The organism is Streptococcus mitis (genome assembly GCF_946188585.1).
In the GTDB taxonomy this organism is placed as follows: Bacteria; Bacillota; Bacilli; order Lactobacillales; family Streptococcaceae; genus Streptococcus; species Streptococcus mitis_DG.
In genome coordinates this window covers 1-26,976 of record NZ_CAMHVI010000005.1, presented here as the reverse complement: position 1 = coordinate 26,976, position 26,976 = coordinate 1, and the positions used below count along the sequence as shown (strand labels likewise).

The 26,976-nt window shown below is 41.0% G+C and carries 27 protein-coding genes and 1 riboswitch; of the genes, 21 read left to right on the top strand and 6 right to left on the bottom strand.

The genetic code is table 11. From position 1 onward, the window contains the following. The first annotated feature begins 4 nt into the window (after positions 1 to 4). Genes N8M66_RS07040 through N8M66_RS07030 form a run of 3 tightly spaced genes read left to right on the top strand, consistent with a single transcriptional unit; the run spans position 5 to position 2,703 of the window. Complete coding sequence (locus N8M66_RS07040) at positions 5 to 982, top strand: ABC transporter substrate-binding protein (protein WP_049486659.1); 978 nt, start codon at positions 5 to 7, stop codon at positions 980 to 982. Positions 983 to 993: 11 nt separating this feature from the next. Beyond that, a complete protein-coding gene (locus N8M66_RS07035) occupies positions 994 to 1,887 on the top strand; it encodes an ABC transporter permease (protein WP_020903094.1) in 894 nt (297 codons plus the stop codon). Positions 1,888 to 1,899: 12 nt separating this feature from the next. Then, the gene (locus N8M66_RS07030) at positions 1,900 to 2,703 is read left to right on the top strand and encodes an ABC transporter ATP-binding protein (RefSeq protein ID WP_261046435.1); all 804 of its coding nucleotides are present in this window, start codon (positions 1,900 to 1,902) and stop codon (positions 2,701 to 2,703) included. 44 nt (positions 2,704 to 2,747) lie between these two features. Here N8M66_RS07030 and N8M66_RS07025 read toward each other — a convergent pair whose 3' ends face one another. Then, positions 2,748 to 4,187: a TrkH family potassium uptake protein gene (locus N8M66_RS07025; protein WP_261046432.1), complete on the bottom strand. Its 1,440-nt coding sequence runs from the start codon at positions 4,185 to 4,187 to the stop codon at positions 2,748 to 2,750. Between the two features lie 3 nt (positions 4,188 to 4,190). Beyond that, a complete protein-coding gene (gene trkA / locus N8M66_RS07020; protein ID WP_070482190.1) occupies positions 4,191 to 5,540 on the bottom strand; it encodes a Trk system potassium transporter TrkA in 1,350 nt (449 codons plus the stop codon). A gap of 188 nt (positions 5,541 to 5,728) precedes the next feature. On the opposite strand from trkA, the gene N8M66_RS07015 reads away from it, so the two are divergent. The 14 genes from N8M66_RS07015 to rpsI all read left to right on the top strand — a co-directional run bounded on the left by N8M66_RS07015 (position 5,729) and on the right by rpsI (position 19,865). Then, entirely contained in the window at positions 5,729 to 6,577 is an 849-nt protein-coding gene (locus N8M66_RS07015; protein ID WP_261046429.1) for an SAM hydrolase/SAM-dependent halogenase family protein, read from the top strand. A 15-nt stretch (positions 6,578 to 6,592) separates the two neighbouring features. Continuing rightward, entirely contained in the window at positions 6,593 to 7,135 is a 543-nt protein-coding gene (locus N8M66_RS07010) for an ECF-type riboflavin transporter substrate-binding protein (protein ID WP_261046427.1), read from the top strand. A 168-nt stretch (positions 7,136 to 7,303) separates the two neighbouring features. Continuing rightward, entirely contained in the window at positions 7,304 to 8,986 is a 1,683-nt protein-coding gene (locus tag N8M66_RS07005; protein ID WP_261046425.1) for an ABC transporter ATP-binding protein, read from the top strand. Continuing rightward, on the top strand, positions 8,971 to 9,801 hold the full coding sequence (locus tag N8M66_RS07000; RefSeq protein ID WP_001148091.1) for an energy-coupling factor transporter transmembrane component T family protein: 831 nt from the start codon (positions 8,971 to 8,973) through the stop codon (positions 9,799 to 9,801). Before N8M66_RS07005 ends, N8M66_RS07000 begins: the two co-directional genes overlap by 16 nt. Positions 9,802 to 9,993: 192 nt before the next feature. Then, positions 9,994 to 10,497 carry a tRNA (cytidine(34)-2'-O)-methyltransferase gene (locus N8M66_RS06995; protein ID WP_000181388.1) on the top strand — a complete coding sequence of 168 codons (504 nt, stop codon included), beginning with the start codon at positions 9,994 to 9,996 and terminating at the stop codon, positions 10,495 to 10,497. A 53-nt stretch (positions 10,498 to 10,550) separates the two neighbouring features. Further along, a riboswitch (FMN riboswitch) is annotated at positions 10,551 to 10,769 on the top strand. Positions 10,770 to 10,923: 154 nt separating this feature from the next. Then, the gene (locus tag N8M66_RS06990; protein WP_000185821.1) at positions 10,924 to 11,487 is read left to right on the top strand and encodes an ECF transporter S component; all 564 of its coding nucleotides are present in this window, start codon (positions 10,924 to 10,926) and stop codon (positions 11,485 to 11,487) included. After that, the gene (locus tag N8M66_RS06985) at positions 11,477 to 12,127 is read left to right on the top strand and encodes a phosphatase PAP2 family protein (protein WP_261046423.1); all 651 of its coding nucleotides are present in this window, start codon (positions 11,477 to 11,479) and stop codon (positions 12,125 to 12,127) included. Before N8M66_RS06990 ends, N8M66_RS06985 begins: the two co-directional genes overlap by 11 nt. A gap of 27 nt (positions 12,128 to 12,154) precedes the next feature. Next, a complete protein-coding gene (locus N8M66_RS06980) occupies positions 12,155 to 12,574 on the top strand; it encodes a chromosome partitioning protein ParB (RefSeq protein ID WP_261046421.1) in 420 nt (139 codons plus the stop codon). Positions 12,575 to 12,885: 311 nt separating this feature from the next. Then, positions 12,886 to 13,932 carry a phenylalanine--tRNA ligase subunit alpha gene (gene pheS, locus N8M66_RS06975; RefSeq protein ID WP_261046419.1) on the top strand — a complete coding sequence of 349 codons (1,047 nt, stop codon included), beginning with the start codon at positions 12,886 to 12,888 and terminating at the stop codon, positions 13,930 to 13,932. Positions 13,933 to 14,061: 129 nt separating this feature from the next. Then, entirely contained in the window at positions 14,062 to 16,467 is a 2,406-nt protein-coding gene (gene pheT / locus N8M66_RS06970; RefSeq protein ID WP_261046417.1) for a phenylalanine--tRNA ligase subunit beta, read from the top strand. A gap of 234 nt (positions 16,468 to 16,701) precedes the next feature. Then, positions 16,702 to 17,595 carry an ABC transporter ATP-binding protein gene (locus N8M66_RS06965; RefSeq protein WP_070480198.1) on the top strand — a complete coding sequence of 298 codons (894 nt, stop codon included), beginning with the start codon at positions 16,702 to 16,704 and terminating at the stop codon, positions 17,593 to 17,595. Next, on the top strand, positions 17,592 to 18,791 hold the full coding sequence (locus N8M66_RS06960; RefSeq protein WP_261046410.1) for an ABC transporter permease: 1,200 nt from the start codon (positions 17,592 to 17,594) through the stop codon (positions 18,789 to 18,791). The genes N8M66_RS06965 and N8M66_RS06960 overlap by 4 nt, the downstream gene beginning before the upstream one ends. Before the next feature lie 216 nt (positions 18,792 to 19,007). Continuing rightward, positions 19,008 to 19,454, top strand: a complete 447-nt coding sequence (gene rplM / locus N8M66_RS06955) for a 50S ribosomal protein L13 (RefSeq protein WP_001044624.1) — start codon at positions 19,008 to 19,010, stop codon at positions 19,452 to 19,454. 18 nt (positions 19,455 to 19,472) lie between these two features. Continuing rightward, complete coding sequence (rpsI, locus tag N8M66_RS06950; RefSeq protein WP_000075964.1) at positions 19,473 to 19,865, top strand: 30S ribosomal protein S9; 393 nt, start codon at positions 19,473 to 19,475, stop codon at positions 19,863 to 19,865. Between the two features lie 339 nt (positions 19,866 to 20,204). Here the strand turns inward: rpsI and N8M66_RS06945 are convergent, their stop codons facing one another. From N8M66_RS06945 to N8M66_RS06935, 3 genes are read right to left on the bottom strand one after another with little or no spacing between them, the layout of a single operon-like run. Then, positions 20,205 to 20,870, bottom strand: coding sequence for a hypothetical protein (locus N8M66_RS06945; RefSeq protein ID WP_261046409.1), 666 nt, complete (start codon positions 20,868 to 20,870; stop codon positions 20,205 to 20,207). Between the two features lie 58 nt (positions 20,871 to 20,928). After that, positions 20,929 to 21,765 (bottom strand): VanW family protein, encoded by an 837-nt coding sequence (locus N8M66_RS06940; RefSeq protein WP_261046405.1) that lies wholly within the window; start codon positions 21,763 to 21,765, stop codon positions 20,929 to 20,931. Next, the gene (locus N8M66_RS06935) at positions 21,749 to 22,297 is read right to left on the bottom strand and encodes a YqeG family HAD IIIA-type phosphatase (protein ID WP_314725950.1); all 549 of its coding nucleotides are present in this window, start codon (positions 22,295 to 22,297) and stop codon (positions 21,749 to 21,751) included. Before N8M66_RS06935 ends, N8M66_RS06940 begins: the two co-directional genes overlap by 17 nt. 237 nt (positions 22,298 to 22,534) lie before the next feature. On the opposite strand from N8M66_RS06935, the gene N8M66_RS06930 reads away from it, so the two are divergent. Genes N8M66_RS06930 through N8M66_RS06915 form a run of 4 tightly spaced genes read left to right on the top strand, consistent with a single transcriptional unit; the run spans position 22,535 to position 25,285 of the window. Continuing rightward, the gene (locus N8M66_RS06930; RefSeq protein WP_261046400.1) at positions 22,535 to 23,221 is read left to right on the top strand and encodes an XRE family transcriptional regulator; all 687 of its coding nucleotides are present in this window, start codon (positions 22,535 to 22,537) and stop codon (positions 23,219 to 23,221) included. Between the two features lie 3 nt (positions 23,222 to 23,224). Beyond that, positions 23,225 to 24,640, top strand: a complete 1,416-nt coding sequence (locus N8M66_RS06925; protein WP_261046398.1) for a Y-family DNA polymerase — start codon at positions 23,225 to 23,227, stop codon at positions 24,638 to 24,640. Beyond that, complete coding sequence (locus N8M66_RS06920; protein ID WP_261046396.1) at positions 24,637 to 24,999, top strand: hypothetical protein; 363 nt, start codon at positions 24,637 to 24,639, stop codon at positions 24,997 to 24,999. Before N8M66_RS06925 ends, N8M66_RS06920 begins: the two co-directional genes overlap by 4 nt. After that, positions 24,992 to 25,285, top strand: coding sequence for a DUF5960 family protein (locus N8M66_RS06915; RefSeq protein WP_261046394.1), 294 nt, complete (start codon positions 24,992 to 24,994; stop codon positions 25,283 to 25,285). The genes N8M66_RS06920 and N8M66_RS06915 overlap by 8 nt, the downstream gene beginning before the upstream one ends. A 311-nt stretch (positions 25,286 to 25,596) precedes the next feature. Here N8M66_RS06915 and N8M66_RS06910 read toward each other — a convergent pair. Further along, a partial coding sequence (locus N8M66_RS06910) for a G5 domain-containing protein (RefSeq protein WP_261046392.1) occupies positions 25,597 to 26,976 on the bottom strand: 1,380 nt, incomplete at its 5' end.

Genomic DNA, 26,976 nt, shown 5'->3' with positions numbered 1-26,976 from the left:
CATTATGAAAGTTGTTCGAAAATTACTAGCCCCCCTCTTGGTAGTGGGAATCCTCTTGACCTCTCTGATTAGTTTGCATCAGTTGAAGGCAGATAAGAAAAAAGATGTTTTTCGTATCGGTATTTCACAATTTATTACCCATCAATCTTTGGACGCTACTAGAGAAGGGTTTGTGGATGAGCTGGCCAAACAAGGCTATGTTGAAGGGGAAAATATTGAGATTGATTTGCAAAATGCACAGGGAGAACAACGAAATCTAAAAACGATTTCCCAGCAACTAGCAGAATCTAGTGATGTCGTTCTAGCTATCGCAACGCCTTCTGCTCAGAGCTTGGCTAATACAACGCAAACGACACCTGTTATCTTTTCAGCGGTAACGGATCCTGTCAGTGCCAAGTTGGTTGAGTCAAGAGAACATCCTGGGGGCAATGTAACTGGGACAAGCGATCAGTCATCAGATGCCATTTCAACCCAAATCAATTTGATAAAGAAAGTGTTGCCAAAAGCTAAAACGATTGGAATCCTCTATACTCAGAGCGAGCCCAATTCGGTTGTCCAAAAGGATGAAGCTAAGCGCCTTCTGGAAGAAAAAGGCTTTACCGTTGTTGAAAAAACAATCTTGGACAGTAACAACGTCAAGGCGGCTGCAGAGAGCTTGATGGCAGAGGTGGATATGGTTTTTGTGCCAACGGATAATATCATTTCATCAACAATGGAAACAGTCAAGCAGGTTTCTATTAAACACAAGGTTCCAGTATTTGGTGGTTCAACAGAAATGATTGCTGTGGGTGGCTTGTATAACTACGGAACCAATTACGAAGAATTGGGAAGACAGACAGCTCGCATGCTGATTCGTGTTTTAAAAGGTGAAAAGCCAGAAAATATAGCAGTTGAGTTGCCTGAAAAACTGGAATTGCATACAAATCAAGAAATGGCAGATGCATTGGGAATTGATATTAGTAAGTTAGAAGGCAAGGAATAAGGAGGATTAAGATGAATTTTGTGTTATCTAGTTTATCAGAAGGTTTGCTGTGGTCGATTATGGCGATTGGGGTCTACTTGACTTTCCGTATTTTAGATATTGCGGATATGACTGCTGAAGGAGCCTTTCCACTGGGGGCAGCTGTCGTTGTATCACAGATACAGGCAGGGACAAATCCTTGGATTGCGACCTTACTTGCTTTGCTGGCAGGTATGGTAGCAGGTCTAGTATCAGGAATGCTCCACACCAAGATGAAAATCCCAGCTCTCTTGACAGGGATTGTGACCTTGACAGGGCTTTATTCGATCAATATTAAAATCATGGGAAGCGTGCCTAATCTTTCCTTGGGAGATTCTTCGACTGTCTTTAAACAGTTGGCTAGCTTGGGATTGACAAATGAAGAAGCTGTTTTCTCACTTAGTTTGGCTTGTCTCTTACTTGTTTGTTTGGTCTTGACTCTTTTGATGAAAACAGAGATTGGCTTGGTCTTGCGTTCGACTGGGGACAATATTCCTATGAGTGAGGCCAATGGGGTCAATGTAGACACCATGAAGATTGTTGGTTACATGATTTCAAACGGCTTGATTGCCCTATGTGGTTCCTTGTTTGCCCAAAATGATGGATTTTCAGATGTGACTTCTGGGACAGGAACTATCGTTGTTGGTTTGAGTGCAGTCATTATTGCGGAAGTCTTGATACACGACTTGACCATTGGAGGCCGCTTGTTATCCATCGGAATTGGTGCTATTGTATACCGTTTGATTATTTTAAATATCTATGAAATTCCAAATCTAGATCAAAACCTGGTTCGTCTCTTTAATGCAATCTTGTTAGCCTTAGTTTTATTTGCGCCAGAATTGCAAAAGAGATTAAAGATTCGTGGTCTAAAATTGAGAAATGAATAGGAGGAGAAAGTTATGGCAAGTTTGTTAACACTTGAAAATATTCACAAAATATTTGAAGCAGGGACGGTCAATGAGAACCATGTCCTCAAAGGATTAGATTTAGAGGTTGAAGAGGGAGATTTTATCTCTGTGATTGGTGGAAATGGAGCAGGGAAATCCACTTTGATGAATATCTTGGCTGGCAATCTATCGGTGGATGAAGGGGACCTTTTATTGACAGGTAAATCCATTAAAAATCTGAGTGTAAGAAAGAGAGCCAAGGATATCGCCCGTGTTTTTCAAGATCCTAAGATGGGAACAGCTTCTCGTTTGACGATTGAGGAGAATATGGCTATTGCCTTGAGACGCGGGCAGAAGAGAGGGCTTGGTTGGGGAGTGAAGGAGAAGGACAGAATCCAGTTCCAAGAGGCCTTGAAGGAGTTGAATATTGGTCTTGAAAACCGCTTAAAAGTAGATACTCAATATCTCTCAGGAGGACAAAGACAGGCCTTGACCCTAGTCATGGCAGCTCTGGTGAAACCCAAACTTTTGCTTTTGGATGAACATACTGCGGCACTTGACCCGAAAACTAGTCAAATGGTGATGGATTTGACGCAAAAAATTGTGGAACACCATCAGTTGACGACTTTGATGATTACCCACGATATGAACCATGCGATTGAGTACGGCAATCGTCTCATTATGCTCTATCAGGGTAAGATAGTGGTGGATGTCAAGGGAGAAGAGAAAAAGCATCTGACAGTTGAAGACCTCATGCATCTCTTCCAGAAAAATAGTGGCCAAAGCCTGGTCAGTGATGAATTGGTTTTGGGATAAAGAAAAACACCACACTTTGTAAGGAAACAAGGTGCGGTTGTATTTTATCTCTTAGACCAAGTTCTCTTCATAAAGAGAAGTAGGATGGGGTAAATCTCTAATCGACCTGCAATCATTGCAAAGGAGAGGAGAATTTTTGAGATAGGACTAAAGATTGAGAAACTAGAAGTGGTTCCTAGAATAGGTCCTATATTATTGAAACAGCTAAAGACAGCACTGGTAACGACCAGAAAATCATTACTATCTAGGCTGACAATAAAGATAAGCGCAAGCAAAATCATAGCATAGATGACAAAGTACTTGAGAATCTTATGCTGGGTATCCTTGTCAATCACCGTTTTATTAACATGGAGGGTCAAGACACGGTGGGGCGATAGGATTGACAAAATTTGGTTTTTGGCAATTTTTGAAAGGATAAGGCCTCGAATAACCTTGAGTCCACCTGCGGTTGAACCAGCAGAACCACCGATTCCCATGAGGAAAAGGAGGATAAATTGGGAGAAGAGGGGCCAGTTGGTAATATCTCCGTAACCAAAACCAGTCGTTGTAATGATATTGGAAACCTGGAAGAAGGCCATTTCAAAGCTCTTGGAAAATCCTGGGTAGAGATAGAGGGTATTAAGGCTAATCAAGCCTGTAGAAACCAGCACGATGACCAAGTAAGCACGAAGTTCTTCGTCACCAAAGAAGGCTTTGACGCGACGGAGCATGAGGTAGTAGTAGAGATTGAAATTTACCCCAAAAACCAAAACTCCGATACTAACTAGATAGGTAATCAGTGAGCTACCATAGTGGGCGATTCCATCGTTATAGACTGTAAAACCTCCTGTACCTGCTGTTCCCATGGCAATGACAAAACTATCAAATAGGGGCATGCCAGCCAGATAATAGATGATGACAAAGAGGGAAAAGAGAGCTAGATAAAGGAGATAGAGAATCTGGGCAGTGTTTTTTAGTTTGGATACTACTTTACCAAAAACAGGGCCAGGAACCTCAGCCTTCATCACCTCTAGGTGGCTATTCTTGGCATTATCCATAATAGCAAGCGCAAAAACAAGCACCCCCATCCCTCCAATCAAGTGGGTAAAACTTCGCCAGAAGAGGAGGGAACGACTGAGAACCGAAACGTCATTCAGAATAGTTGCTCCAGTAGTTGTAAAGCCAGAACTGATTTCAAAAAAGGCATCGATAACGCTGGGAATTTGCTTAGCAAAAACAAAGGGGAGACCGCCAAAGAAGGACCAAAGGATCCAACAGAGGGCAACAATCAAGACTCCCTCCTTGGCATAAATCCGTTGATTTTTGGGCTTTTGTAAAATTCCTGAACCGCCTAGTAATACGAGAATCCCTATTGTTGAAAAGAGGGCCGTAAAGACTTGGCTCGATTCACGGTAATAGATAGCAACAGCTACAGGAACCAAAAGAAGAACAGCTTCAATCAAAAGTAATTTTGAAAGGAGGTAACGAATCATACTTTTATTCATTTCTTACCTCGCGATCAAGTCATAAATCTTGGTGATATTTGGCAACAAAGTTGTTACTAGGAGCTTGTCTCCAACTTCCAACATATCCTCCCCAGTAGGGAAAATAGTCTTGCCCTTTCGAATGATAGCTGCAATAAGAACCCCTTTTTTCAGTTTGAGTTGAGAAAGAGGTTTGGCAGTCATTTTATTAGCTTCCTTGATATGAAATTGCAGGGTTTCGATTTGGCCATTGGCTAGATGGTGCATGGCTTGAAGGTCTGAATACTGGGCATTAACACGACCACGAATAAAGTGCATAATTGTATCTACAGCGATGCTTTTAGGTGTGATGATACTTGAAAAATCAGGCGCATTGATAATCTCGAGGAGACTGGTACGATTGACCTTGGTGATATTTTTTTGTACACCTACCCTGTCAAGGAACATAGAGGTAATCAGATTTTCCTCATCGACTCCTGTTAGAGTCGCAACGGCATCATAGTTTTGAGCACTTTCTTCCAGCAGGATATCTTTTGCGGTACCATCTCCTTGAACGATGTAGAGGTTTGGGAATTTCTCGCTAAAGAAGCTAGCGATTTCAGGATTGATTTCAATAACCTTGGTATCGATACGACTGTCTTTGAGGATACCTAGTAGATAATAGGCAATTCTACCAGCTCCAACAATAAGAAGACTCTTCACGGCACGAGACTTGAAATAATTATGGAAGAGCATCATGTCAACACGGTTACCAGTGACAAAGATTCTATCTTTATCCTGTACAGTCATGTCACCGCTTGGAATGATAATTTGATGATCCCTCTCTATCGCACAGACAATGACATTGCCAAATTTTTTCCGAAAATCAGAAATGGGCATTTGGCAAAGACCGCTGGAGGATTTAACAGTGAATTCCATGAGGCTAACGCGTCCACCAAAGAAACGTTCGACAGAGAGGGCGTTGGGGAAGTCAATGATATTGGCGATAGCGCGGGCAGCCAAGAGCTCAGGATTAACGATAAGAGAAAAACCGAGAATATTCTTTTCTTTGAAATAAGAGTTAGAATACTCAGGATTGCGCACCCGAACGATGGTTTCTTTAGCTCCCATTTTCTTAGCGAGAACGGCTGCAATCATATTCACTTCATCGTATTCGGTCAGGGCGATAAAGATATCACAATCCTGGACACTGGCTTGCTCAAGGATGGTAAAATCGGCCCCGTTACCAAGGATACCCATGATATCAAAGCGATTAACAATATGATTGAGAACAGCTTCGTCTTGCTCAATCAGCAAAACATCATGCTTTTCTGCAACCAAGGAGCGGCAGAGGGCAAAACCAACTTTTCCCCCTCCGACAAGGATAATTTTCATAATAAAACCTACTTCTTCATTATGTAACTATCATACCTTTTTTCAAGAAAAAATGCACCTACTAGCTAATAACAAGAGCTTTTAGTAGGAAATTTGCTATAAGGTAAAACTATACCCCAACCAATTGAAATAGCTATTAGCGACTTTCCTTGAAATGTGGTATGATAAAGGGTACACAAGGAGACAAAATGAATAATAATTTACTGGTATTACAATCAGACTTTGGTCTGGTAGATGGTGCGGTATCGGCTATGATTGGAGTGGCTTTAGAAGAGTCTCCAACCTTAAAAATCCATCACTTAACGCACGATATCACGCCTTATAATATTTTTGAGGGGAGCTATCGTCTCTTTCAGACGGTGGATTACTGGCCTGAGGGAACGACTTTTGTATCAGTTGTCGATCCAGGTGTTGGTTCGAAACGTAAGAGCGTGGTTGCTAAGACTGCAAAAAATCAATACATTGTCACGCCAGATAATGGGACGCTTTCTTTTATCAAGAAACACGTTGGCATTGTAGCTATTCGTGAGATTTCTGAAGTGGCCAATAGACGTCAAAATACAGAGCATTCTTATACCTTCCACGGTCGTGATGTCTATGCCTATACTGGAGCTAAACTGGCCAGTGATCACATTACTTTTGAGGAAGTGGGGCCAGAGCTCAGTGTGGACCAGATTGTAGAGCTTCCAGTCGTAGAGACTATCATTGAAGATTATCTGGTAAAGGGAGCCATTGATATTCTAGATGTGCGTTTTGGTTCGCTTTGGACCTCTATCACGCGAGAAGAATTTTACAAGCTGGAACCAGAATTTGGTGACCGTTTTGAAGTGACTATCTATCATGCAGATATGCTGGTCTATCAAAATCAGGTTGTCTATGGCAAATCATTTGCAGATGTGAGAATTGGGCAACCCATCCTTTACATCAACTCTCTCTATCGTTTAGGTCTGGCTATCAACCAAGGTTCTTTTGCCAAGGCTTATAATGTAGGTGTCGGTTCATCTTGGACCATTGAAATAAAGAAAATAGAAGCATAAAATAGGAGAATATAGATGAAAAATCAATCAATTAAACAAGTTGTTGCTATCGGTGTTGGGGCTGCGCTCTTTGTTGTCATCGGGATGATCAGCATCCCGACACCCGTTCCAAATACAAACATTCAGCTTCAGTATGCATTGCAGAGTCTCTTGTCTATTATTTTTGGGCCAGTAGTTGGTCTATTTGTAGGATTAATTGGACATGCAGTGAAAGATGCTGTTTCAGGAGGTCTTTGGTGGACTTGGATTATCGCTAGCGGTCTCTTTGGTCTAGCTGTAGGACTCTTTAGAAAATACATTCGAGTAACACAGGGTGTTTTTGAGTTGAAGGATATTGTTTTCTTTAACCTCATTCAGATTGTTGCAAATGCTCTTGTTTGGGGTGTTTTGGCACCACTTGGAGATGTTGCGATTTATCATGAAGCGGCAGAAAAAGTATTTGCCCAAGGGATTGTTGCAGGTATTGGTAATGCTGTAACTGTAGCTATCGCAGGTACCCTTCTCTTGATAGCTTATTCACGTACGCAGACTCGTTCAGGAAGTTTGAAAAAGGATTAACATAAAGGAAAAGGCTGGGCAACCAGTCTTTTTCGATGTTTATAGACTAGTCAGGTAACCAGTCTAGGCTAGGAATCTTGTTGGTGCTAAGTTTTTAAGAGAAGAGTCTGCAAGAAGGGGTAGATTTATGATAAAATAGAAGTCTAAGAAGCGAATGAAGAGAGTAAGATGAAAGAAGCTATAATTGAGTGGAAGGATTTCTCTTTCCAGTATGAAACGCAACAAGAACCGACCTTGCAAGGGGTGGACTTGACCATTTACAAGGGAGAGAAAGTCTTAATTGTTGGACCATCTGGGTCAGGTAAGTCTACCTTGGGGCAGTGTTTGAATGGGATTATTCCCAATATTTACAAGGGTCAGATGTCTGGAGAATTTTTGATTAAGGGGCAAGCAGCCTTTGATATGAGCATCTATGACAAATCTCATCTGGTTAGCACGGTTTTGCAGGATACAGATGGGCAGTTTATCGGTTTATCCGTGGCAGAGGATTTGGCTTTTGCTCTGGAAAATGATGTGACAGCTTTAGAAGAGATGAAAAGTCGTGTTCATAAATGGGCTGAAAAGCTGGATCTCCTCTCTTTACTGTCTCAGCGTCCCCAGGATTTGTCTGGTGGGCAAAAGCAGCGGGTTAGTCTAGCTGGTGTCTTGATTGATGAGAGTCCGATTCTCTTGTTTGATGAGCCACTCGCCAATCTAGATCCCAAGTCAGGTCAGGACATTATCGAATTGATTGATCAGATTCATAAGGAAGAGGGAACGACGACCCTTATTATTGAGCACCGTTTGGAGGATGTTCTGCATCGGCCTGTGGATCGGATTGTCTTGATAAACGATGGTTGTATTCTCTTTAATGGGAGTCCTGACCAGCTACTTGCGACTGATTTATTGACACAAAATGGAATTCGAGAACCCCTTTATCTGACTACTCTCCGTCAATTGGGTGTGGATTTAGCCAAGGAAGCACAATTAGCAAATCTGGATAACTTGTCTATCTCAAAAGGCCAGGTTCAGTTACAGATGGAACTGACAAAAGAAATCCCAGAATTGCAGTCACTCTTTAGATTAGAGGACGTGTCTTTTTCTTATGATGATAGACCGATTTTGAAATCCATTCATCTGGATATTAAAAAGGGTGAAAAGATTGCCATTGTAGGGAAAAATGGAGCAGGGAAGTCAACTCTAGCCAAGGCTCTAAGTGCTTTTATTCAGACGGAAGGCCGCTATCTTTGGGAAGGACAGGATATCAAAGGAGATTCTGTTGCAGAGCGGGCGGAAAGAGTAGGCTATGTGCTGCAAAATCCCAATCAAATGATTTCAACCAATATGATTTTTGATGAGGTGGCTCTAGGGCTTCGTTTGCGAGGTGTGGACGAGCAGGAAATTGAAACGAGAGTCTATGAAACCTTGAAAATCTGTGGTCTTTATGAATTCCGTAATTGGCCCATTTCTGCCCTGTCATTTGGTCAGAAAAAACGTGTGACTATTGCATCGATTTTGGTCTTAGGGGCTGAAATTATCCTCTTAGATGAACCGACAGCAGGTCAAGACCAGAAGAACTATACTGAGATTATGGAATTTCTCGAAGAGTTGCATCAAAAAGGGCATACCATTGTCATGATTACTCATGATATGCAACTGATGCTGGATTATTCGGATCGGGCTCTTGTCATGGTGGATGGGGAATTGATTGCCGATACTGATCCAGCTAGTCTTTTGAGCAATCCTGAGCTGTTAGTAAAAGCCAACCTAAAAGAAACTTCAATCTTCAACTTGGCCAAGAAACTAGATGTAGATCCACTTGCTTTAACGGCATTTTACAAAGAAAGGAGAGAAGGATGCAAGCTAAATTAATAGGTTACCAGCATAGAGATACTGTGATTCATCGCTTATCAGGAGCTGGGAAACTTCTCTTTTTCATTCTCGTGTCATTGGCTGCCATGATTAGCTATGATACCAGACTGCTTGTTCTGATTGCCATCTTTTCGGTTTTTCTCCTCTATTTGTCAGAAATCCGTTTTAAAGATGTTTCCTTTGTGGCCGTTTTTGCGACGGTATTTGCCGTCTTAAACGTCTTGATGGTCTATCTCTTTTCTCCCGAGTATGGGGTTGGACTTTACGGAGAGAGAAGTGTGATTTGGCAGGGAATTGGTGCCTACACTCTGACCAGCCAGGAGCTCTTTTATTTGCTAAATCTGGCCATTAAGTATCTTTGCACCATTCCTCTAGCTATTATCTTTTTGATGACAACTCATCCTAGTCAGTTTGCTTCTAGTTTAAATCAAATTGGTGTGCCCTACAAGATTGCCTATTCTGTCAGCCTGACCTTGCGTTATATTCCAGATTTGCAGGAAGAATTCTTTACGATCAAGATGTCTCAGGAAGCGCGTGGTATGGAATTATCCAAGAAAGCTTCTCTTATGCAACGAATCAAAGGTAATCTGCGTATTATTACTCCCTTGATTTTTAGCTCGTTAGAACGCATTGATACCATCGCGACTGCCATGGAGCTTCGCCGTTTTGGGAAAGAGAAAAAGCGGACTTGGTATAGTTACCAGGCCTTGAAAAAAGGAGATTATCTTACCTTGCTCTTGGCAACCTTATTTTTAGTAGCTAGTTTACTACTTATCTTGCAGAATCAGGGACGATTTTACAACCCTTGGAAATAGCTTGAAAAAATTGAAAAAATCAAGTCGTTTCTATTGACAATGATTCTGAAAGTGTTATACTAAGAAAGTAGTTTCGCTGATTTACTTCAAACCTGTTGTGAGGTAAGTTAACGATGCCTTAACCACGCTGTTTGCTGAGCTTGACTCCGGGCAGTGTGGCTATTTTTTTGCAATGGTGAAAGGAAGCAAGTCATGACAAATCACATTGTATTATTTGAACCTCAAATTCCACAAAATACAGGTAATATCGCGCGTACTTGCGCTGCGACCAATTCTCCCCTCCACATCATCAAGCCTATGGGCTTTCCTATCGATGACCGCAAGATGAAGCGGGCTGGATTGGATTATTGGGATAAGCTAGAGATTTATTTTTACGAGAGTTTGGAAGATTTTATGTCTCAGATGAAGGGAAAACTCTATCTGATTTCAAAATTCGCTGAGAAAGTGTATTCTGAGGTGGATTTATCTACTGACGAAGACCACTATTTCCTTTTTGGACGTGAAGACAAGGGCTTGCCAGAGGACTTCATGCGAGAACATCCTGAGAAGGCTCTCCGTATTCCTATGAATGATGAACACGTCCGCAGTCTCAATGTGTCTAATACCGTCTGCATGATTGTCTACGAAGCCCTCCGCCAGCAGAACTTTGCAGGTCTTGAGCTCGTTCATACCTATGAAGTGGATAAATTGAAATAAAAAATGAAAATGAACAAAATGCTTGCGCTTGCAAGCGTTTTTTGTTATGATAAAAGAGTCTTCAGGGCAGGGTGAAATTCCCGACCGGCGGTAAATTTGACTAGCTATTTTAGCTTTCTCGTCGTTGTCTTGTCTCGATATACTTTAAGTATTATCTTCGACTGCGACGCCTAGATAAATCTAAAATATCTTAGCCAAATAAGTCCGCGAGCGTAAGCTGATGTGGTGAGATTCCACAACCGACAGTATAGTCTGGATGGGAGAAGACGAAAGAATAGCTTTGTCTGTTCTGATAGATTTATAGCCGGATTGTAACCGCTTGCTTTAATAGAGTGAGAGAAAAGATTTGGGATATAAAAAATGAGAATAGATAGAGGAATCCTTTCTAACTTCTTCTGATTTTATAGAAAATTGGAGGAACCTGTTATGACAAACACACGTCGACTTTCGACCATTGCAATTCTATCAGCCATCTCATTTGTGCTGATGTACTTTGACTTTCCGCTCTTGCCAGCGGCATCCTTCCTTAAGATCGAATTTAGTATCTTGCCAGTCCTTGTGGGTCTGGTGGTCATGGATTTGCCTGCTGCTCTAGGAATCCTCTTGCTTCGCTCACTCTTGAAATTGCTTCTTAACAGTCAGGGAGTGAATACTTACATTGGTTTGCCGATGAATATCGTAGCTTTGGGAGTTTTTGTCATCGTATTTGCTTTGATTTGGAAAAAGGAAAGGACAACCCTTCGTTTCCTACTAGGCTCTCTAGCTGGAACTATTGGTTTGACCGTAGCTATGTTGGTTCTCAACTATGTTTACGCTGTTCCTTTGTACGCTAAGTTTGCTAACTTTGATATTGGAAAAATTTTGGGACTTTCCAACTACCTAATGACCATGGTATTACCTTTTAACTTGATTGAGGGTATTATCTTTGCCGTTTCATTCTGGTTGTTGTATGTTCTCTTGAAACCAACCTTAAAACATTATGAAAGATAAACAAACATTTTTAATGAAGGGCAGTTTTGCCCTTTTACTTTTCGTTATTCTTGGTTATATGGTCAAATTTTACCCTGAAACGCTGGTCGGTTTTGACAAACCGATACAGACTGCCGTTCGAGGAGACTTACCAGATTATTTGACTATTCTTTTCCGAGCCATCACACGCTTGATTGATATCCCAGTGATTATCACTTGGGTTGTCATTACATCCTTTGTCTTTTATCGTAAGCGGTGGAAGATAGAAAGTTTCTTTATGATGTGCAATCTGGCTCTAGCTGGTCTTTTAATCGTGACCTTTAAAAACATCTACCAGCGCCCACGACCAGCTATCTTACATCTGGTGGAGGAGAAAGGATTTTCCTTCCCAAGTGGGCATTCTCTGGCAGTGACGCTGATGGTAGGTACTCTGATTATCATTCTCAGTCAACGGATTAAAAATCCGGTCTGGAGAAAAATCGTGCAAATCGTCCTTGGCCTCTACCTAATTAGTGTACTGGTATCAAGAATCTATCTGGGAGTTCACTATCCATCAGACGTTCTTGCCAGTCTCTGTGTGGGCTTGGGAGTCCTGTTTATAGAATTTCCCTTCTATGACAAGCTCCGCTTCCAATGGCGATTTAAAGGCAAACAGAAGTGAATATCAAATTCTCTTGAGGAGAAGGAAATGAAAGTCAACATAAAAGCTCTCCATCCGACTCAACTATACTTATCAGAAAAGAAACTAGCAGGCATCCAGACACTTTATCAGTCGGCAGAAATAATCAATGTTGCTCCAATCAGTATTCTTGCGTTCGGAGATTGCTTGTTGATTACAGATGGGCATCACAGGGCCTATCAGGCTTTATTGGCAGGTCAAGATACGATTTCTGCTGAGTTTGATAGAGACGGCGGTGATGAACTATATCATCTCTATGCGCAAGCTTGTGAGGAAAGAAAGATTTACTCTGTTCTGGATTTAAAAAATCATATCTTACCTCAAGATGAGTATGAAGCAAAATGGTATAACTGGTGTGAGGGTTTTAATCAAGCAGCAACTCTCTTATTGAAAAGGAAAGAAGATGAAACAGACCCTACAAATAGATAATGCACTGCGTCTTGTTCCTTTTTATATTGAAATTAGTCTAATCTAACTTGTTTTTTAACTAAAAATCTGATAAACTAAGTAGTAATTGAATAGAAATCCGCAAGACTAGTAACTCAAGGGAAGTATATCAGGGAGGAGAGCCGTGACTGCAAGCTCTCTATATGAAAGCTGGGTGAATTCACTTGCGCATGGATTTAGAAATGAAGGTCTGACTTGTCAGATGAAAACGGATGGTACCGCGTGTCAACGCTCCGAGTGGAGTTTTTGGCATGTGGTTTTCTTTTTATCTACGAGCGACTGATGGAGGAATTATGTCAACTATTGAAGAACAATTAAAAGCGCTTCGTGAAGAAACGCTGGCTAGCTTGAAGCAGATTACTGCTGAAAATGAAAAAGAGATGCAAGAATTGCGTGTTTCTGTCCTTGGTAAAAAGGGTTCGCTTACTGAAATCCTTAAAGGGATGAAGGATGTGTCGGCTGAGATGCGTCCGATTATCGGGAAACACGTCAATGAAGCGCGCGATGTCTTGACAGCAGCCTTTGAAGAAACAGCTAAGCTTTTGGAAGAAAAGAAAGTTGCTACACAATTAGCTAGCGAGAGTATCGATGTGACGCTTCCAGGTCGCCTTGTTGCGACGGGTCACCGTCATGTTCTCACACAAACCAGTGAAGAAATCGAAGATATTTTCATTGGGATGGGGTATCAAGTTGTTGATGGTTTTGAAGTGGAGCAAGACTACTACAACTTTGAGCGTATGAATCTTCCGAAAGACCACCCAGCCCGTGATATGCAGGATACTTTCTACATCACAGAAGAAATCTTGCTTCGTACTCACACGTCTCCTGTTCAGGCGCGTGCTATGGACGCCCATGATTTTTCTAAAGGTCCTTTGAAAATGATCTCACCAGGGCGTGTGTTCCGTCGTGATACAGACGATGCGACCCACAGTCACCAATTCCACCAAATCGAAGGCTTGGTTGTTGGGAAAAATATCTCTATGGCTGACCTTCAAGGAACGCTTCAATTGATTGTCCAAAAAATGTTCGGTGAAGAGCGCCAAATTCGTTTGCGTCCATCTTATTTCCCATTCACAGAGCCATCTGTTGAGGTGGATGTTTCTTGCTTCAAGTGTGGTGGAGAAGGCTGTAACGTATGTAAGAAAACAGGTTGGATCGAGATTATGGGGGCCGGTATGGTTCACCCACGTGTCCTTGAAATGAGTGGTATCGATGCGACTGTTTACTCTGGCTTTGCCTTTGGTCTTGGTCAAGAGCGTGTAGCCATGCTCCGTTACGGAATCAATGATATCCGTGGATTCTACCAAGGAGATGTCCGCTTCTCAGAACAGTTTAAATAAGATTGAAACCTGAAACACAGTCCTATACAGTTCTAGTCATTTTCTCTAGATGAGAATGGCAAGGACTGACTCGAAGAAAAAGAAAGGAATTGAAAAGGTCACACTTGGTGGGATCTTACAATCAGAATTATGCTTGTATCTTATAAATGGTTAAAAGAATTGGTGGACATTGATGTGCCATCACAAGAGTTGGCTGAAAAAATGTCAACCACAGGGATCGAGGTAGAAGGTGTCGAATCACCTGCTGCTGGTCTCTCAAAAATTGTCGTCGGTGAGGTCTTGTCTTGCGAAGATGTGCCAGAAACTCACCTCCATGTTTGTCAGGTTAACGTTGGCGAAGAAGAAGCCCGTCAAATCGTTTGTGGTGCCCCAAATGTGCGTGCTGGTATCAAGGTTATGGTGGCCCTTCCAGGAGCTCGTATCGCTGACAACTACAAAATCAAAAAAGGGAAAATCCGTGGCTTAGAGTCACTTGGGATGATTTGTTCACTTGGTGAATTGGGAATTTCTGACTCAGTTGTACCCAAGGAATTCGCAGATGGCATTCAAATCTTGCCAGAAGATGCTGTTCCTGGGGATGAAGTCTTCTCTTACCTAGACTTGGATGATGAAATCATCGAACTTTCTATTACACCAAACCGTGCGGATGCCCTTTCTATGCGTGGAGTAGCGCACGAAGTGGCAGCTATCTATGACAAGACAGTCAACTTTAAAGAATTTACTCTTTCAGAAACGGACCAAGCTGCAGCGGATGCTCTTTCTGTAGGCATTGAAACAGACAAGGCGCCTTACTATGCAGCTCGTATTTTGGACAATGTGACTATTGCACCAAGTCCACAATGGTTGCAAAACCTTCTTATGAATGAAGGTATCCGTCCTATTAACAACGTGGTGGACGTGACCAACTACATCCTGCTCTACTTTGGTCAACCAATGCATGCCTTTGACTTGGAGACCTTTGAAGGGACTGACATCCGTGTGCGTGAAGCGCGTGCTGGTGAAAAATTGGTGACCTTGGATGGTGAAGAACGTGATTTGGAAACAAATGATTTAGTTATCACTGTCGCAGACAAACCAGTAGCTCTTGCAGGTGTCATGGGCGGTCAAGCAACAGAAATCTCTGAAAACTCTAGTCGCGTTGTCCTTGAAGCTGCTGTCTTCAATGGCAAATCTATCCGTAAAACTAGCGGTCGCTTGAATCTTCGTTCTGAGTCATCTTCTCGCTTTGAGAAAGGCATCAATGTGGTAACAGTCAATGAAGCCCTTGATGCGGCGGCTAGCATGATTGCAGAACTTGCTGGTGCGACGGTTCGTAAGGGCATCGTTTCAGCAGGCCAGCTTGATACTTCTGATGTGGAAGTTTCTTCTACCCTTGCAGACGTCAACCGCGTCCTTGGTACAGAGCTTTCCTACGCAGATGTCGAAGATGTCTTCCATCGCCTTGGCTTCGGTCTTTCTGGAAATGAAGATAGCTTTACAGTCAGCGTACCACGTCGTCGTTGGGATATCACCATTGAAGCAGATCTCTTTGAAGAAATCGCTCGTATCTATGGATATGACCGCTTGCCAACCAGTCTTCCAAAAGACGATGGTACAGCTGGTGAATTGACTGCGACACAAAAACTTCGTCGTCAAGTTCGTACGATTGCTGAAGGGGCAGGCTTGACAGAAATTATCACCTACGCTCTGACAACGCCTGAAAAAGCAGTTGAGTTTACAGCTCAACCAAGTAACCTTACAGAGCTCATGTGGCCAATGACGGTGGACCGTTCTGTCCTACGTCAAAATATGATTTCAGGTATCCTTGATACCGTTGCCTACAACGTAGCTCGTAAGAACAAAAACTTGGCCCTGTATGAGATTGGAAAAGTCTTTGAACAAACAGGAAATCCAAAAGAAGAACTTCCAAATGAGATCAACAGCTTTGCCTTTGCCTTGACAGGCTTGGTTGCTGAAAAAGATTTCCAAACGGCAGCAGTTCCAGTTGATTTCTTCTATGCTAAGGGAATTCTAGAAGCCCTCTTTACTCGCTTGGGACTAGAAGTGACCTATACAGCAACAGCTGAGATTGCTAGTCTTCACCCAGGTCGTACAGCTGTGATTTCACTCGGTGACCAAGTTCTTGGTTTCCTTGGCCAAGTGCATCCAGTCACTGCTAAGGCTTATGATATTCCAGAAACTTATGTAGCAGAGCTCAACCTTTCAGCCATCGAGGCTGCCCTTCAACCTGCTACTCCATTTGTGGAAATCACGAAATTCCCAGCAGTTAGCCGTGATGTTGCCCTCCTTCTCAAAGCAGAAGTGACTCACCAAGAAGTTGTGGATGCTATCCAAGCTGCAGGCGTGAAACGTTTGACAGATATCAAACTCTTTGACGTCTTCTCAGGCGAAAAATTGGGACTTGGTATGAAGTCAATGGCTTATAGCTTGACCTTCCAAAATCCAGAAGACAGCTTAACGGACGAAGAAGTAGCACGCTATATGGAAAAAATCCAAGCATCACTTGAAGAAAAAGTGAATGCAGAAGTGCGTTAACTCATCAATCCATCCTTCGGGGTGGATTTTTACTTTTCACATAACAATTCAGGATCAAAAATAGACAGTTGAGGAACAGAGAAGATAAATTGGAGTTTACCAGTGTATAATGTACTCATAACTCAAAGCACCCTAAGATTTTTTACTAAAATGAGGACGATAAAATGGACAGAAATCATTGTAAAGGCTATCAAAAAGGAGTATAATGAGTGCAAGACATTTCGGAGGTGAAAGATGCTAGAAGTAAGAAGTCTAGAGAAAAGTTTTGGACCCAAGCAAGTTTTGTTTGGTATTGACTTTCAAGCACGACCAGGTCGTATTTTGGGACTAGTCGGGAAAAATGGTGCTGGGAAGACAACGATTTTCCACAGTATTTTGAAGTTTTTAGAATATCAAGGAGAAATTAGTCTGGATGGTCAGGATATTCGTCAGGAGACCTATGCTCGGATTGGCTATCTGCCTGAAGAACGCAGTCTCATGCCTAAATTGACAGTCTTTGAACAAGTTCGCTATTTGGCGACGCTAAAAGGTATGGATGCCAAGGAGGTCAAGGAAAAACTCCCTCAATGGATGAAGAGGTTGGAAGTGAAAGGGAAGCTGACTGATAAAATCAAGAGTCTGTCAAAAGGAAATCAGCAGAAGATTCAGCTCATCATTACTCTGATTCATGAACCAGACTTGATTATCTTGGATGAGCCTTTCAGTGGCTTGGACCCAGTCAATACAGAATTGCTCAAGCAAGTCATTTTTCAAGAAAAAGAACGTGGGGCAACCATTATCTTTTCTGACCATGTTATGACTAATGTCGAGGAACTTTGTGATGATATTTTGATGATTCGAGATGGCCGTGTGGTTTTGCATGGGCCAGTTCAGGATGTCCGCAATCAATACGGGAAAACGCGTCTCTTTGTTTCAAGTGAACGAAGCAAGGAAGAATTGGAAAACCTTCCTCATGTCAAACAGGTGAGCTTGACCAAACAAGGTAGTTGGAAATTGATCTTAGAGGATGAGAGCGCTGGAAGGGAACTCTTCCCAATCTTGACTCAGGGGCAATACATCGCAACCTTTGACCAGCAAGCGCCAACAATTGATGAAATCTTTAAACTAGAATCAGGGGTGGAAGTATGAGCAATATGTGGGTTGTAATGAAGGAAACCTATCTTCGACATGTCAAATCGTGGAGTTTCTTCTTTATGGTGATTTCACCATTCTTGTTTATCGGTCTCTCTGGAGGAATTGGCTATCTCCAAGGCTCTTCTATGGCCAAAAATAGTAAGATAGCAGTAGTAACAACTGTGCCATCTGCGGAAGATGGGCTCAAGGGTACTAATGGTATCAACTTTGATTATAAGGATGAAGCCAGTGCCCAAGCTGCTATCAAAGATGAGAAAATCAAGGGTTACCTAAGCATTGACCAAGAGGACAGCGTCCTCAAGGCCGTCTATCATGGTGAAACTTCTCTTGAAGCAGGCATCAAGCTAGCAGTAACCAATAAGCTCAACGAACTGCAATACCAACTCAATCGTTCGGCAGCCAATTTGTCACAAGAACAGGAAAAACGCTTGGAACAAACAGTTAACTTTACGGAGAAAATTGATGAATCCAAGGAAAATAAAAAAATGATTCAAACCTTTGCGGCCGCAGGGCTTGGTTTCTTCCTTTATATGATTTTGATTACCTATGCTAGTGTCACTGCTCAGGAAGTGGCTAGCGAGAAAGGAACCAAAATCATGGAGGTGGTCTTCTCTAGTATCCGAGCTAGCCATTATTTCTACGCTCGCATGCTGGCTCTGCTTCTTGTGATTTTGACCCATATTGGCATTTACGTCGTGGGTGGACTTGCTGCCATTCTTCTCTTTAAAGACCTACCAATCTTGGCACAATCTGGTATTTTAAACCATATAGGAGAGGCTTTCTCGCTCAACACCTTATTGTTTGTCTTGGTTAGCCTCTTTATGTACGTTGTTTTAGCAGCCTTCCTAGGTTCTATGGTTTCTCGTCCTGAGGACTCAGGAAAAGCCTTGTCGCCTTTGATGATTTTGATTATAGGTGGTTTTTTTGGAGTGACAGCTCTAGGTGCAGCTGGTGACAATCTCATCTTGAAGATTGGTTCATATATTCCCTTTATTTCGACTTTCTTCATGCCATTTAGAGCTATTAATGGCTATGCAAATGGGTTAGAAGCATGGATTTCGCTTGCTATTACGATTGCTTTTGCAGTAACTGCAACAGTCTTTATCGGGCGTATGTATGCTAGTCTCGTTTTGCAAACAGACGATTTAGGACCTTGGAAAACCTTTAAACGTGCCTTATCTTATAAATAGAAGAGCCTCGCGAAAGCGGGGTTTTTTTAGAGATAAAAAGAGTGGAATTCAGAAAAATATTTTTCATATCTATTGACTTTTAGGGGTGAAATTTGGTATTATAGTAGGCGGTATTGTTTACCCCATTTGAAAGGCCCCGGAACCTTCCAAATACTTTTCGATGGGAAGGAACACCCATCACCGTAAACAAAAATCGAACTATATATAGGAGAAATCATGAACAAAACAACATTTATGGCTAAACCAGGCCAAGTTGAACGTAAATGGTACGTAGTTGACGCAACTGATGTACCACTTGGACGTCTTTCTGCAGTAGTTGCTAGCGTACTTCGCGGAAAAAACAAACCAACATTTACACCACACACTGATACAGGTGATTTTGTGATTGTTATCAATGCTGAAAAAGTTAAATTGACTGGTAAAAAAGCAACTGATAAAATCTACTACACTCACTCAAACCACCCAGGTGGATTGAAACAAATCTCTGCAGGTGAACTTCGTTCTAAAAATGCAGTACGTTTGATCGAGAAATCAGTTAAAGGTATGCTTCCACACAATACTCTTGGACGCGCTCAAGGTATGAAGTTGAAAGTATTTGTTGGAGCTGAGCACACTCACGCTGCACAACAACCAGAAGTTCTTGATATTTCAGGACTTATCTAAGGAAAGGAACAATAAAGTATGTCACAAGCACAATATGCAGGTACTGGACGTCGTAAAAACGCTGTTGCACGCGTTCGCCTTGTTCCAGGAACTGGTAAAATCACTGTTAACAAAAAAGATGTTGAAGAGTACATCCCACACGCTGACCTTCGTCTTGTAATCAACCAACCATTCGCAGTTACTTCAACTGCAGGTTCATACGACGTTTTCGTTAACGTTGTAGGTGGTGGATACGCTGGTCAATCAGGAGCTATCCGTCACGGTATCGCTCGTGCCCTTCTTCAAGTAGACCCAGACTTCCGCGATTCATTGAAACGCGCAGGACTTCTTACACGTGACTCACGTAAAGTTGAACGTAAGAAACCAGGTCTTAAGAAAGCTCGTAAAGCATCACAATTCTCAAAACGTTAATCGAACCGATTATATCAATGTTTACAGACATTCAAGAATTTTCTCTTGGATGTCTTTTTTTGTCTGAAAATCAAGAGTTTCCACCAAAATTTCCACCATTGATTTTTACAGCAGAAACATGAAATATTTTTAATACATATTTTTAAAAATTCTCGATCTTATTTTTAGTATAAAAGTTATAATATCTTTTGCTGAATATTTACTAAAGTGATAGTCAAAATACAAAACTACTCTCAAAAAGTGAGATTAAAAGTCTCATTTTTTGAGAGTAGTTTGTTGATATAAAAGTAAAATTTATTTGATAGAGGAGAGCATATTAACTTCAAAGTATACTTTAACTTATTTCTCTATATAATTACAAACATTATTAATCTGTTCGTGAATTTCTGTACCAAATTTTTTTTCAAAAAATGCACTTCCGATTGTAAATGCCCAAGGATTTGTATCAATTACTTCATTCAACCGTTCATAACTATCAATACTTCCGGCCAAACAGACGGGAGCTTGTATGGCTTGAGTAAAAGCATTATTTAGCTCCAAGGGGTCGCCAGTATAACGGTAACCTAGTAAGTCAAAGCCATAGACTCCTTTTTTTAAGTATTCTTTCGCCTGAGAAATCATATTTTCTATAGTACCTTCCAAAATAGATGGGCGCTCTTTAATTTCTCCTACGAATGGCATGTACTTTATGTTATTCTCTTTACAAAACTCGTTGATTGAATCAAAGTAGACAGTCCCCATTAAAACATCGCATCCGCATTCTTTTGCAATTCGTGCACCTTGAAGACCATTCTCTTCATCGTATTCCACAACTTCAAGAAAAGTAGTTTTACCGTAAGACTTCATTTCTGAAAATAAAGACTTCATTTCCGAAATTGGAAGTGGTTTTTCTTTAAATCCCCAAAATTCGGCTTTGGTGTTCTTACATGATTCGAAGATTTCTCGTGCATTTTCAATTGTGTGATCATTATGCGTCAGCATAACAATTAATTTAGGTGAGTTCATAAATGTTCCTTTTGATGTTAATTCTAAGTTCTTTTTCTTAAAAATAAAAGTACTTAGGTTACTGTCTAATCATTTCTTTAGGAATGAGTTTCGGATCGTACATGACTTTTGAATGATTTTTCAAAATAAGCTCTTTTTCCAAAGTTTGTTCAGTTATTCTATCAAGTTTTTCACGATAAATCATGGAGTTGCGATAGTAATAATTGCCTTCTTTTTTGAAATGATGATTTTCTTCAACTATCTGATAAGTGAACGGAAATTGTGATTCACTTCTTAATTCCCCGAAGAGAATTTCATTTTCAGTCCATGTTCTCAATTGAATAAGTTGGTCAGTATTATTTTTAAAACGATAGTCCTGATGATTATACTGTACAGAAGTCCCATTCGCAAATGGTTTCCTAGTACCTTTATCAGGGTCTAATGCATCAGAGTGAGAATGAAATTCTGTAATTTTCATAGGACTATGAACAATTAAAAGATGAAGCAAATTAGCTAAATTACATAGCCCTCCGCCAATATCAGGTTCTACTTTCCCATTAATAATAACTCGCCCTTCCTGGTATCCTTTTTTCTTCGTTGTATTACCAACTAAACTCCAAAAAGAAAATTCTTCACCAGGAAAAATCATAACATGATTCAATGTTTGTGCTGCAATATTGATATTAGTTGCTTTTCCTTTTTGAAGATTGATATCAATACCGGGACCACGCTTAATCAACTGAGTAGAGAATGATGAAATCAAGTTAGGTAGAAGTTTTTCTTGACGAACTTTCGAAAATTTCTTGCCTTGCTTTAAGTTTTGGAGATGTCGTTTTAGATTTTCTTTTTTTAAAGAAATTTTATATGTAGTGGGACTAATTTCACAAAATAGTAGATCCTTATTCCAAAAAACCATGTTGTTTCTCCTTTTTGATCACATCTAAATTTTTATTTTTTTGTCTCAAAAATGGGTAAGTATGAAGTATTAATTTTTCAACCCATCGTTTTTTACCAATTCCGCCTTCTTTAGGATCATATAAAAAATCAACCAAGATAGTGGAGATATTTGCCCGACTAGCTCCCAGGACATCTGTAAAAAGTTGATCTCCAATCATAACTGTTTCAAATGGCTTTAGCTGCATCATGTTAAGAGCTTTTTTAAAGTTCTTAGGATTTGGTTTGTCAGAAAGAGGAATAAAAGGAACAGATAAATGTTGATTAAATTGTGTAATTCTTTCTTCGTCGTTGTTTGACAAAAGAAAAATTTTGAAACCAATGGCTTTGAGATTTTGAAAAAGTTCAATAACTTGTTCTGTAGCAGGGGCGCCATGCATCACAAGAGTTTGATCGATATCAAAAATTAATCCTTTAAAACCAAGTTGATATAATCTTTGATAGGGGATATCAAAAACAGTTTTTGTTCGTGCTGCTGGCATGAATGGGAACATATTGTGTAAAGCCTTTCATTGAGTATATAACAATAATTCTAGCACATATATAGAACAAGGTCAATACCACTATTAAGTGTGTAGCAGAAATAGATATTCCTAGTAGACAACCGTCCACTTTTTTTATATAATAAAACTAAACCGTATTGGTTGAGTTTTAAAAATATGGATTCAAGCATCGATTAGTCTCTCTAAGGGAGATAATGTCCATTAAATCATCATAATAGGAGGTGAAGTATGTATCAGCCAGAAAAATTAAAGGATCGGAGGAAAGAGTTGAAACTGACACAGAAGGAAATTGCAGAGAAACTTGGGATTAGTTTCCAAGCTTACTCAGCTTGGGAACGTGGAATCAAAGAACCGTCTAAGGAGAAGGTAGCCCAGCTAGAGAACATTTTAAAAGTACCCAAAGGATATTTTACTCAGATCGAGATTGTCCGTCTCTACCATAGCCTTTCCAAGAAAGGGCAGGAGAAGGTTGTTCTCTATGCTCGCAACCTATCTCAAGAGGAGCAAGCCCAGAAAGTGACAGCTATGCCAGAGCGCCTCTACGAGTACCGTGTTTATGAACGCATGTCAGCAGGAATTGGGGCTTCGGTCTACGATGATCAGAATTTTGATATGGTTTACTTTAACGAGGAGTTGGCCCATGATTTTGCGTCCTGGGTGTCTGGAGACTCCATGGAACCTAAATACCAAAATGGTTCAGTAGCTCTGATTCGAGAGACAGGATTTGACTATGATGGGGCGGTTTATGCAGTGGTTTGTAACAACCAGACCTATATCAAACGGGTCTATCGAGAGGAGAATGGCTTGCGTCTGGTCTCTATCAATCCTAAATACAAAGACATTTTCATTTCCTATGAGGAAGATCCTCGTATTGTAGGGATTATCGTTGGGAATTTTGTGCCAATGGAGGGCTAGCCTATGGGCTACTTTGATTATTCCAGAGAGCCCAAAAGTGATATTGCCTTTGTCGATATGAAATCCTTTTATGCTAGTGTCGAGTGTGTGAAAAGGGGCTTGCATCCGCTGAAGACTTCGCTTTGTGTCATGAGTCGAGCAGATAATTCGACTGGTCTTATCCTAGCTTCCTCTCCCATGTTTAAGAAGATTTTTGGCAAGTCCAATGTTGGTCGGGCCTATGATCTGCCTTTTGATATCAAAACGCGCAAATTTTCTTATTACAATGCTCGAAAGCAAGGGCTACCGACTGACTCGGACTATGTTCGCTACATCGAAGATTGGGCTCAAGTGACCTTGATTGTCCCTCCTCGAATGGACGAGTACATTGCAGTCAATATGGAAATTCAGCGAATCTTTCAAAACTATGGCAGTCCAGATGATATTTATCCTTACTCTATCGATGAGGGCTTTATCGATCTGACTAGTTCGCTCAACTATTTCATCCCGGACAAGAGTCTCTCTCGAAAAGACAAGCTGGATATGCTTTCTGCCCGTATTCAGAGGGATATTTGGAGGAAGACAGGGATCTACTCTACAGTGGGCATGTCAAATGCCAATCCTTTAATGGCCAAGTTGGCTCTGGATAATGAGGCCAAGCACACTCAGACCATGAGGGCCAACTGGTCTTACCAGGATGTGGAAGAGAAGGTCTGGTCCATTCCCAAGATGACCGACTTTTGGGGGATTGGCAGGCGGATGGAGAAACGCTTGCATGCTCTGGGTATTTTTTCCATCAAGGAATTGGCAACCAGCAATCCCGACCAGCTAAAGAAAGCTCTGGGTCAGGCTGGTCTTCGTTTGTGGTTTCATGCTAACGGAATTGATGAGAGCAATGTTCATAAGCCTTATAAAGCCAAATCCCAAGGTTTGGGAAATTCTCAAATCTTGCCTAGAGACTACGTGAAGCTACGGGATATCGAAATTATTCTTCGAGAAATGGCGGAGCAGGTGGCTATTAGATTGAGAAGGGCGGGAAAGAAAACAACCCTTGTTTCTATCTATCTTGGTTTCTCTAAACAGGAGATCCGGCAATCTATTCACACACAAATGAAGATCGAACCGACCAATAATACAGCTGTCTTAACGGACTATGTTTTGAAACTATTTCATAACAAATACACTTCTGGAGCGATCAGAAGTGTCGGAGTAAACTATTCAGGATTTGTGGATGAGTCCTTTGGTTTGATTTCCCTCTTTGATGATGTTGACAAGTTAGAAAAAGAAGAAAGGCTCCAGACGGCTATTGACTCTATTCGGGAACAATTTGGTTTCACCTCCCTTTTAAAAGCCAATGCACTGGAAGAAGCCTCTAGGAGCCTTGCCAGAAGCAAGATGATTGGGGGTCATTCTGCTGGAGGATTAGATGGATTAAAATGATTGATCGTTCTTATTTACCTTTTCAATCCGCGCGAGATTATCAAGATCCAGGTATGCAGAAGTGGATGGGATTTTACCTTTCAGAACACACCAGTTCGCTCAGTGAAGAAAAAAGCCGTGTTGATTTTTCTACAGATTTGACTCTAGATGAGAAACTACACTTGCTTTCCCAGCTTTATGTTGGCCAACTGAAGGGAAATTTTGTGGTCAAGGAAAGGAAGCAGAAAGTCACTATCATCGGTAAGGTGAGAGAGTTATCCTCTAAATCATTATCTATTAGAACAAGCGATGGTTATAGGCTGATAGAGCTTGAAGATATCCTAGAAATTCGACTGTGGGAGGAGGGAGTTTATGACTAGAAAAGAGTTGTATGAAAACAAACTGCAGATGGATTATTTTTCAGATGACTATATTCGTTTTGAAGAGGATTTTCAAAAATACTCTGCCATGAACGTACCCTTGACTTTCTTGATTGATGACATCCTACGAACCATGGCTCTGAATCAGAAAAACTACTTTGTCTTAAACAAGGAAAATACTAAGGATGGGCGGGAGCATCGCTTTTATTTTAGGGTAGTAACGGAAAAAGAGTGTCCTAGAAATAGAACCTATGTATATGCTGGGGTTAAAAATAGTAGTCAGTAGATTTGGTAGGAGATGAACTCGTTTTTTGGTGTACCCCATTGCAGCTATCTGAAGAGGACTTGCAGAAGCTTATTATGGTCTTTCTGATGAAATCGGACAAGAAGCCCTATCTTTTTTAGATAATCGTTTACTTGAAATTGTTGTTGAATTTGAAAATACTTATCCCAAATAATCATTCTGTTTTATAGATACTAAGATATCCATAGAAATTTATGGATATCTTTTGATTTGTATATAGAAAAAGAGAAGACCGGCTGGTCTTCTCTTTGGGGGAACTAGAATCATTGAAAAGAATGAAGTAAAGATTTTAATTAGTCTTTGAAATTCTTTTGGAAGATGAGTAGAGACAATACTGAAGTAATAGCAGCCAAGAATAAGAAGGCATTTGCTTCTTGCTCTCCAGTTTCTGGGAGTTGTTTTGCCTTGTCTTGTTTAGCTGTAGTAGCAACAGGTGCTTTTTCGTCTTTTCTTGGTGAATCTTCTGTTACAACTGCAGGAGCTGGTTTTTCAGTTTCTCTAGGTAGAACATACTCAGGGAGAGTCACAACTGGTGGTGCCTCTGTTCCTACAGAACTTTGTTTAGTTCCGACTTCAATCACTCTATCTAGAGCTGGAGTTGATTTGGTTTGGACTACCTTGCGATTGCTACCATCTACTTCGACATACTCAATTAGCAGGCCGTCTTTCCCTTCTGCTAGAACTTTCTCTTTTCCTTTATCTAAGTTTAGATTTTCGTGACGGATAGTCTTGAATGGAACTGCCTTCTTGACAATATCCAAACTTGGAAGTTTAAAGACAAGGTCCTTAACTCCCTCTTCAGGACTTGAAGAAGTAATTGGTTTTTCAGGCTCTTTTGGTAGAAGGTACTCAGGGAGAGTCACAACTGGTGGAGTATCTGTTCCTACAGAACTTTGTTTAGTCCCAACTTCAATCACTCGGTCTAGAGCTGGAGTTGATTCGGTTTGAACTACCTTACGATTGCTGCCATCTACTTCGACGTACTCAACTAGCAGGCCGTCTTTACCTTCTGCTAGAACTTGTTCTTTACCTTTATCTAAGTTTGGATTTTCGCGACGGATAGTCTTGAATGGTATCACCTTCTTGACAATATCCAAACTTGGGAGTTGGAAGGTAAGCTCTTTAACTCCTTCTTCAGGACTTGAAGAAGTAATTGGTTTTTCAGGTTGTTTCGGTTCAACTGGTTGTTCTGGTTGGCTAGGTTGCAATTGCTTGATTTGTTCAAGAGCCTTATTGAGGGCTTTATTGACGTCTTCTTGAGTCTTAGCATCTTGGATAGCTGCGATTGCTTTATCAGTAATTTCAACTAATTTTTTCTTAGCATCGTTGTTAGCACCAAGTTCAGCTACTTTTTTCTTGATAGCTTCAGTCAGGCTAGCCATAGCCTTATCATAATTGATTTCAGGCTGTTCCGGTTGTTTTGGTTCAACTGGTTGTTCTGGTTGGCTAGGTTGCAATTGCTTGATTTGTTCAAGAGCGTTATTGAGGGCTTTGTTGACGTCTTCTTGAGTCTTAGCCTCTTGAATAGCTGCGATTGCTTTGTCAGTAATTTCAACTAATTTCTTCTTAGCATCGTTGTTAGTACCAAGCTCAGCCACTTTTTTCTTGATAGCTTCAGTCAGGCTAGCCATAGCCTTATCATAATTGATTTCAGGCTGTTCCGGTTGTTTTGG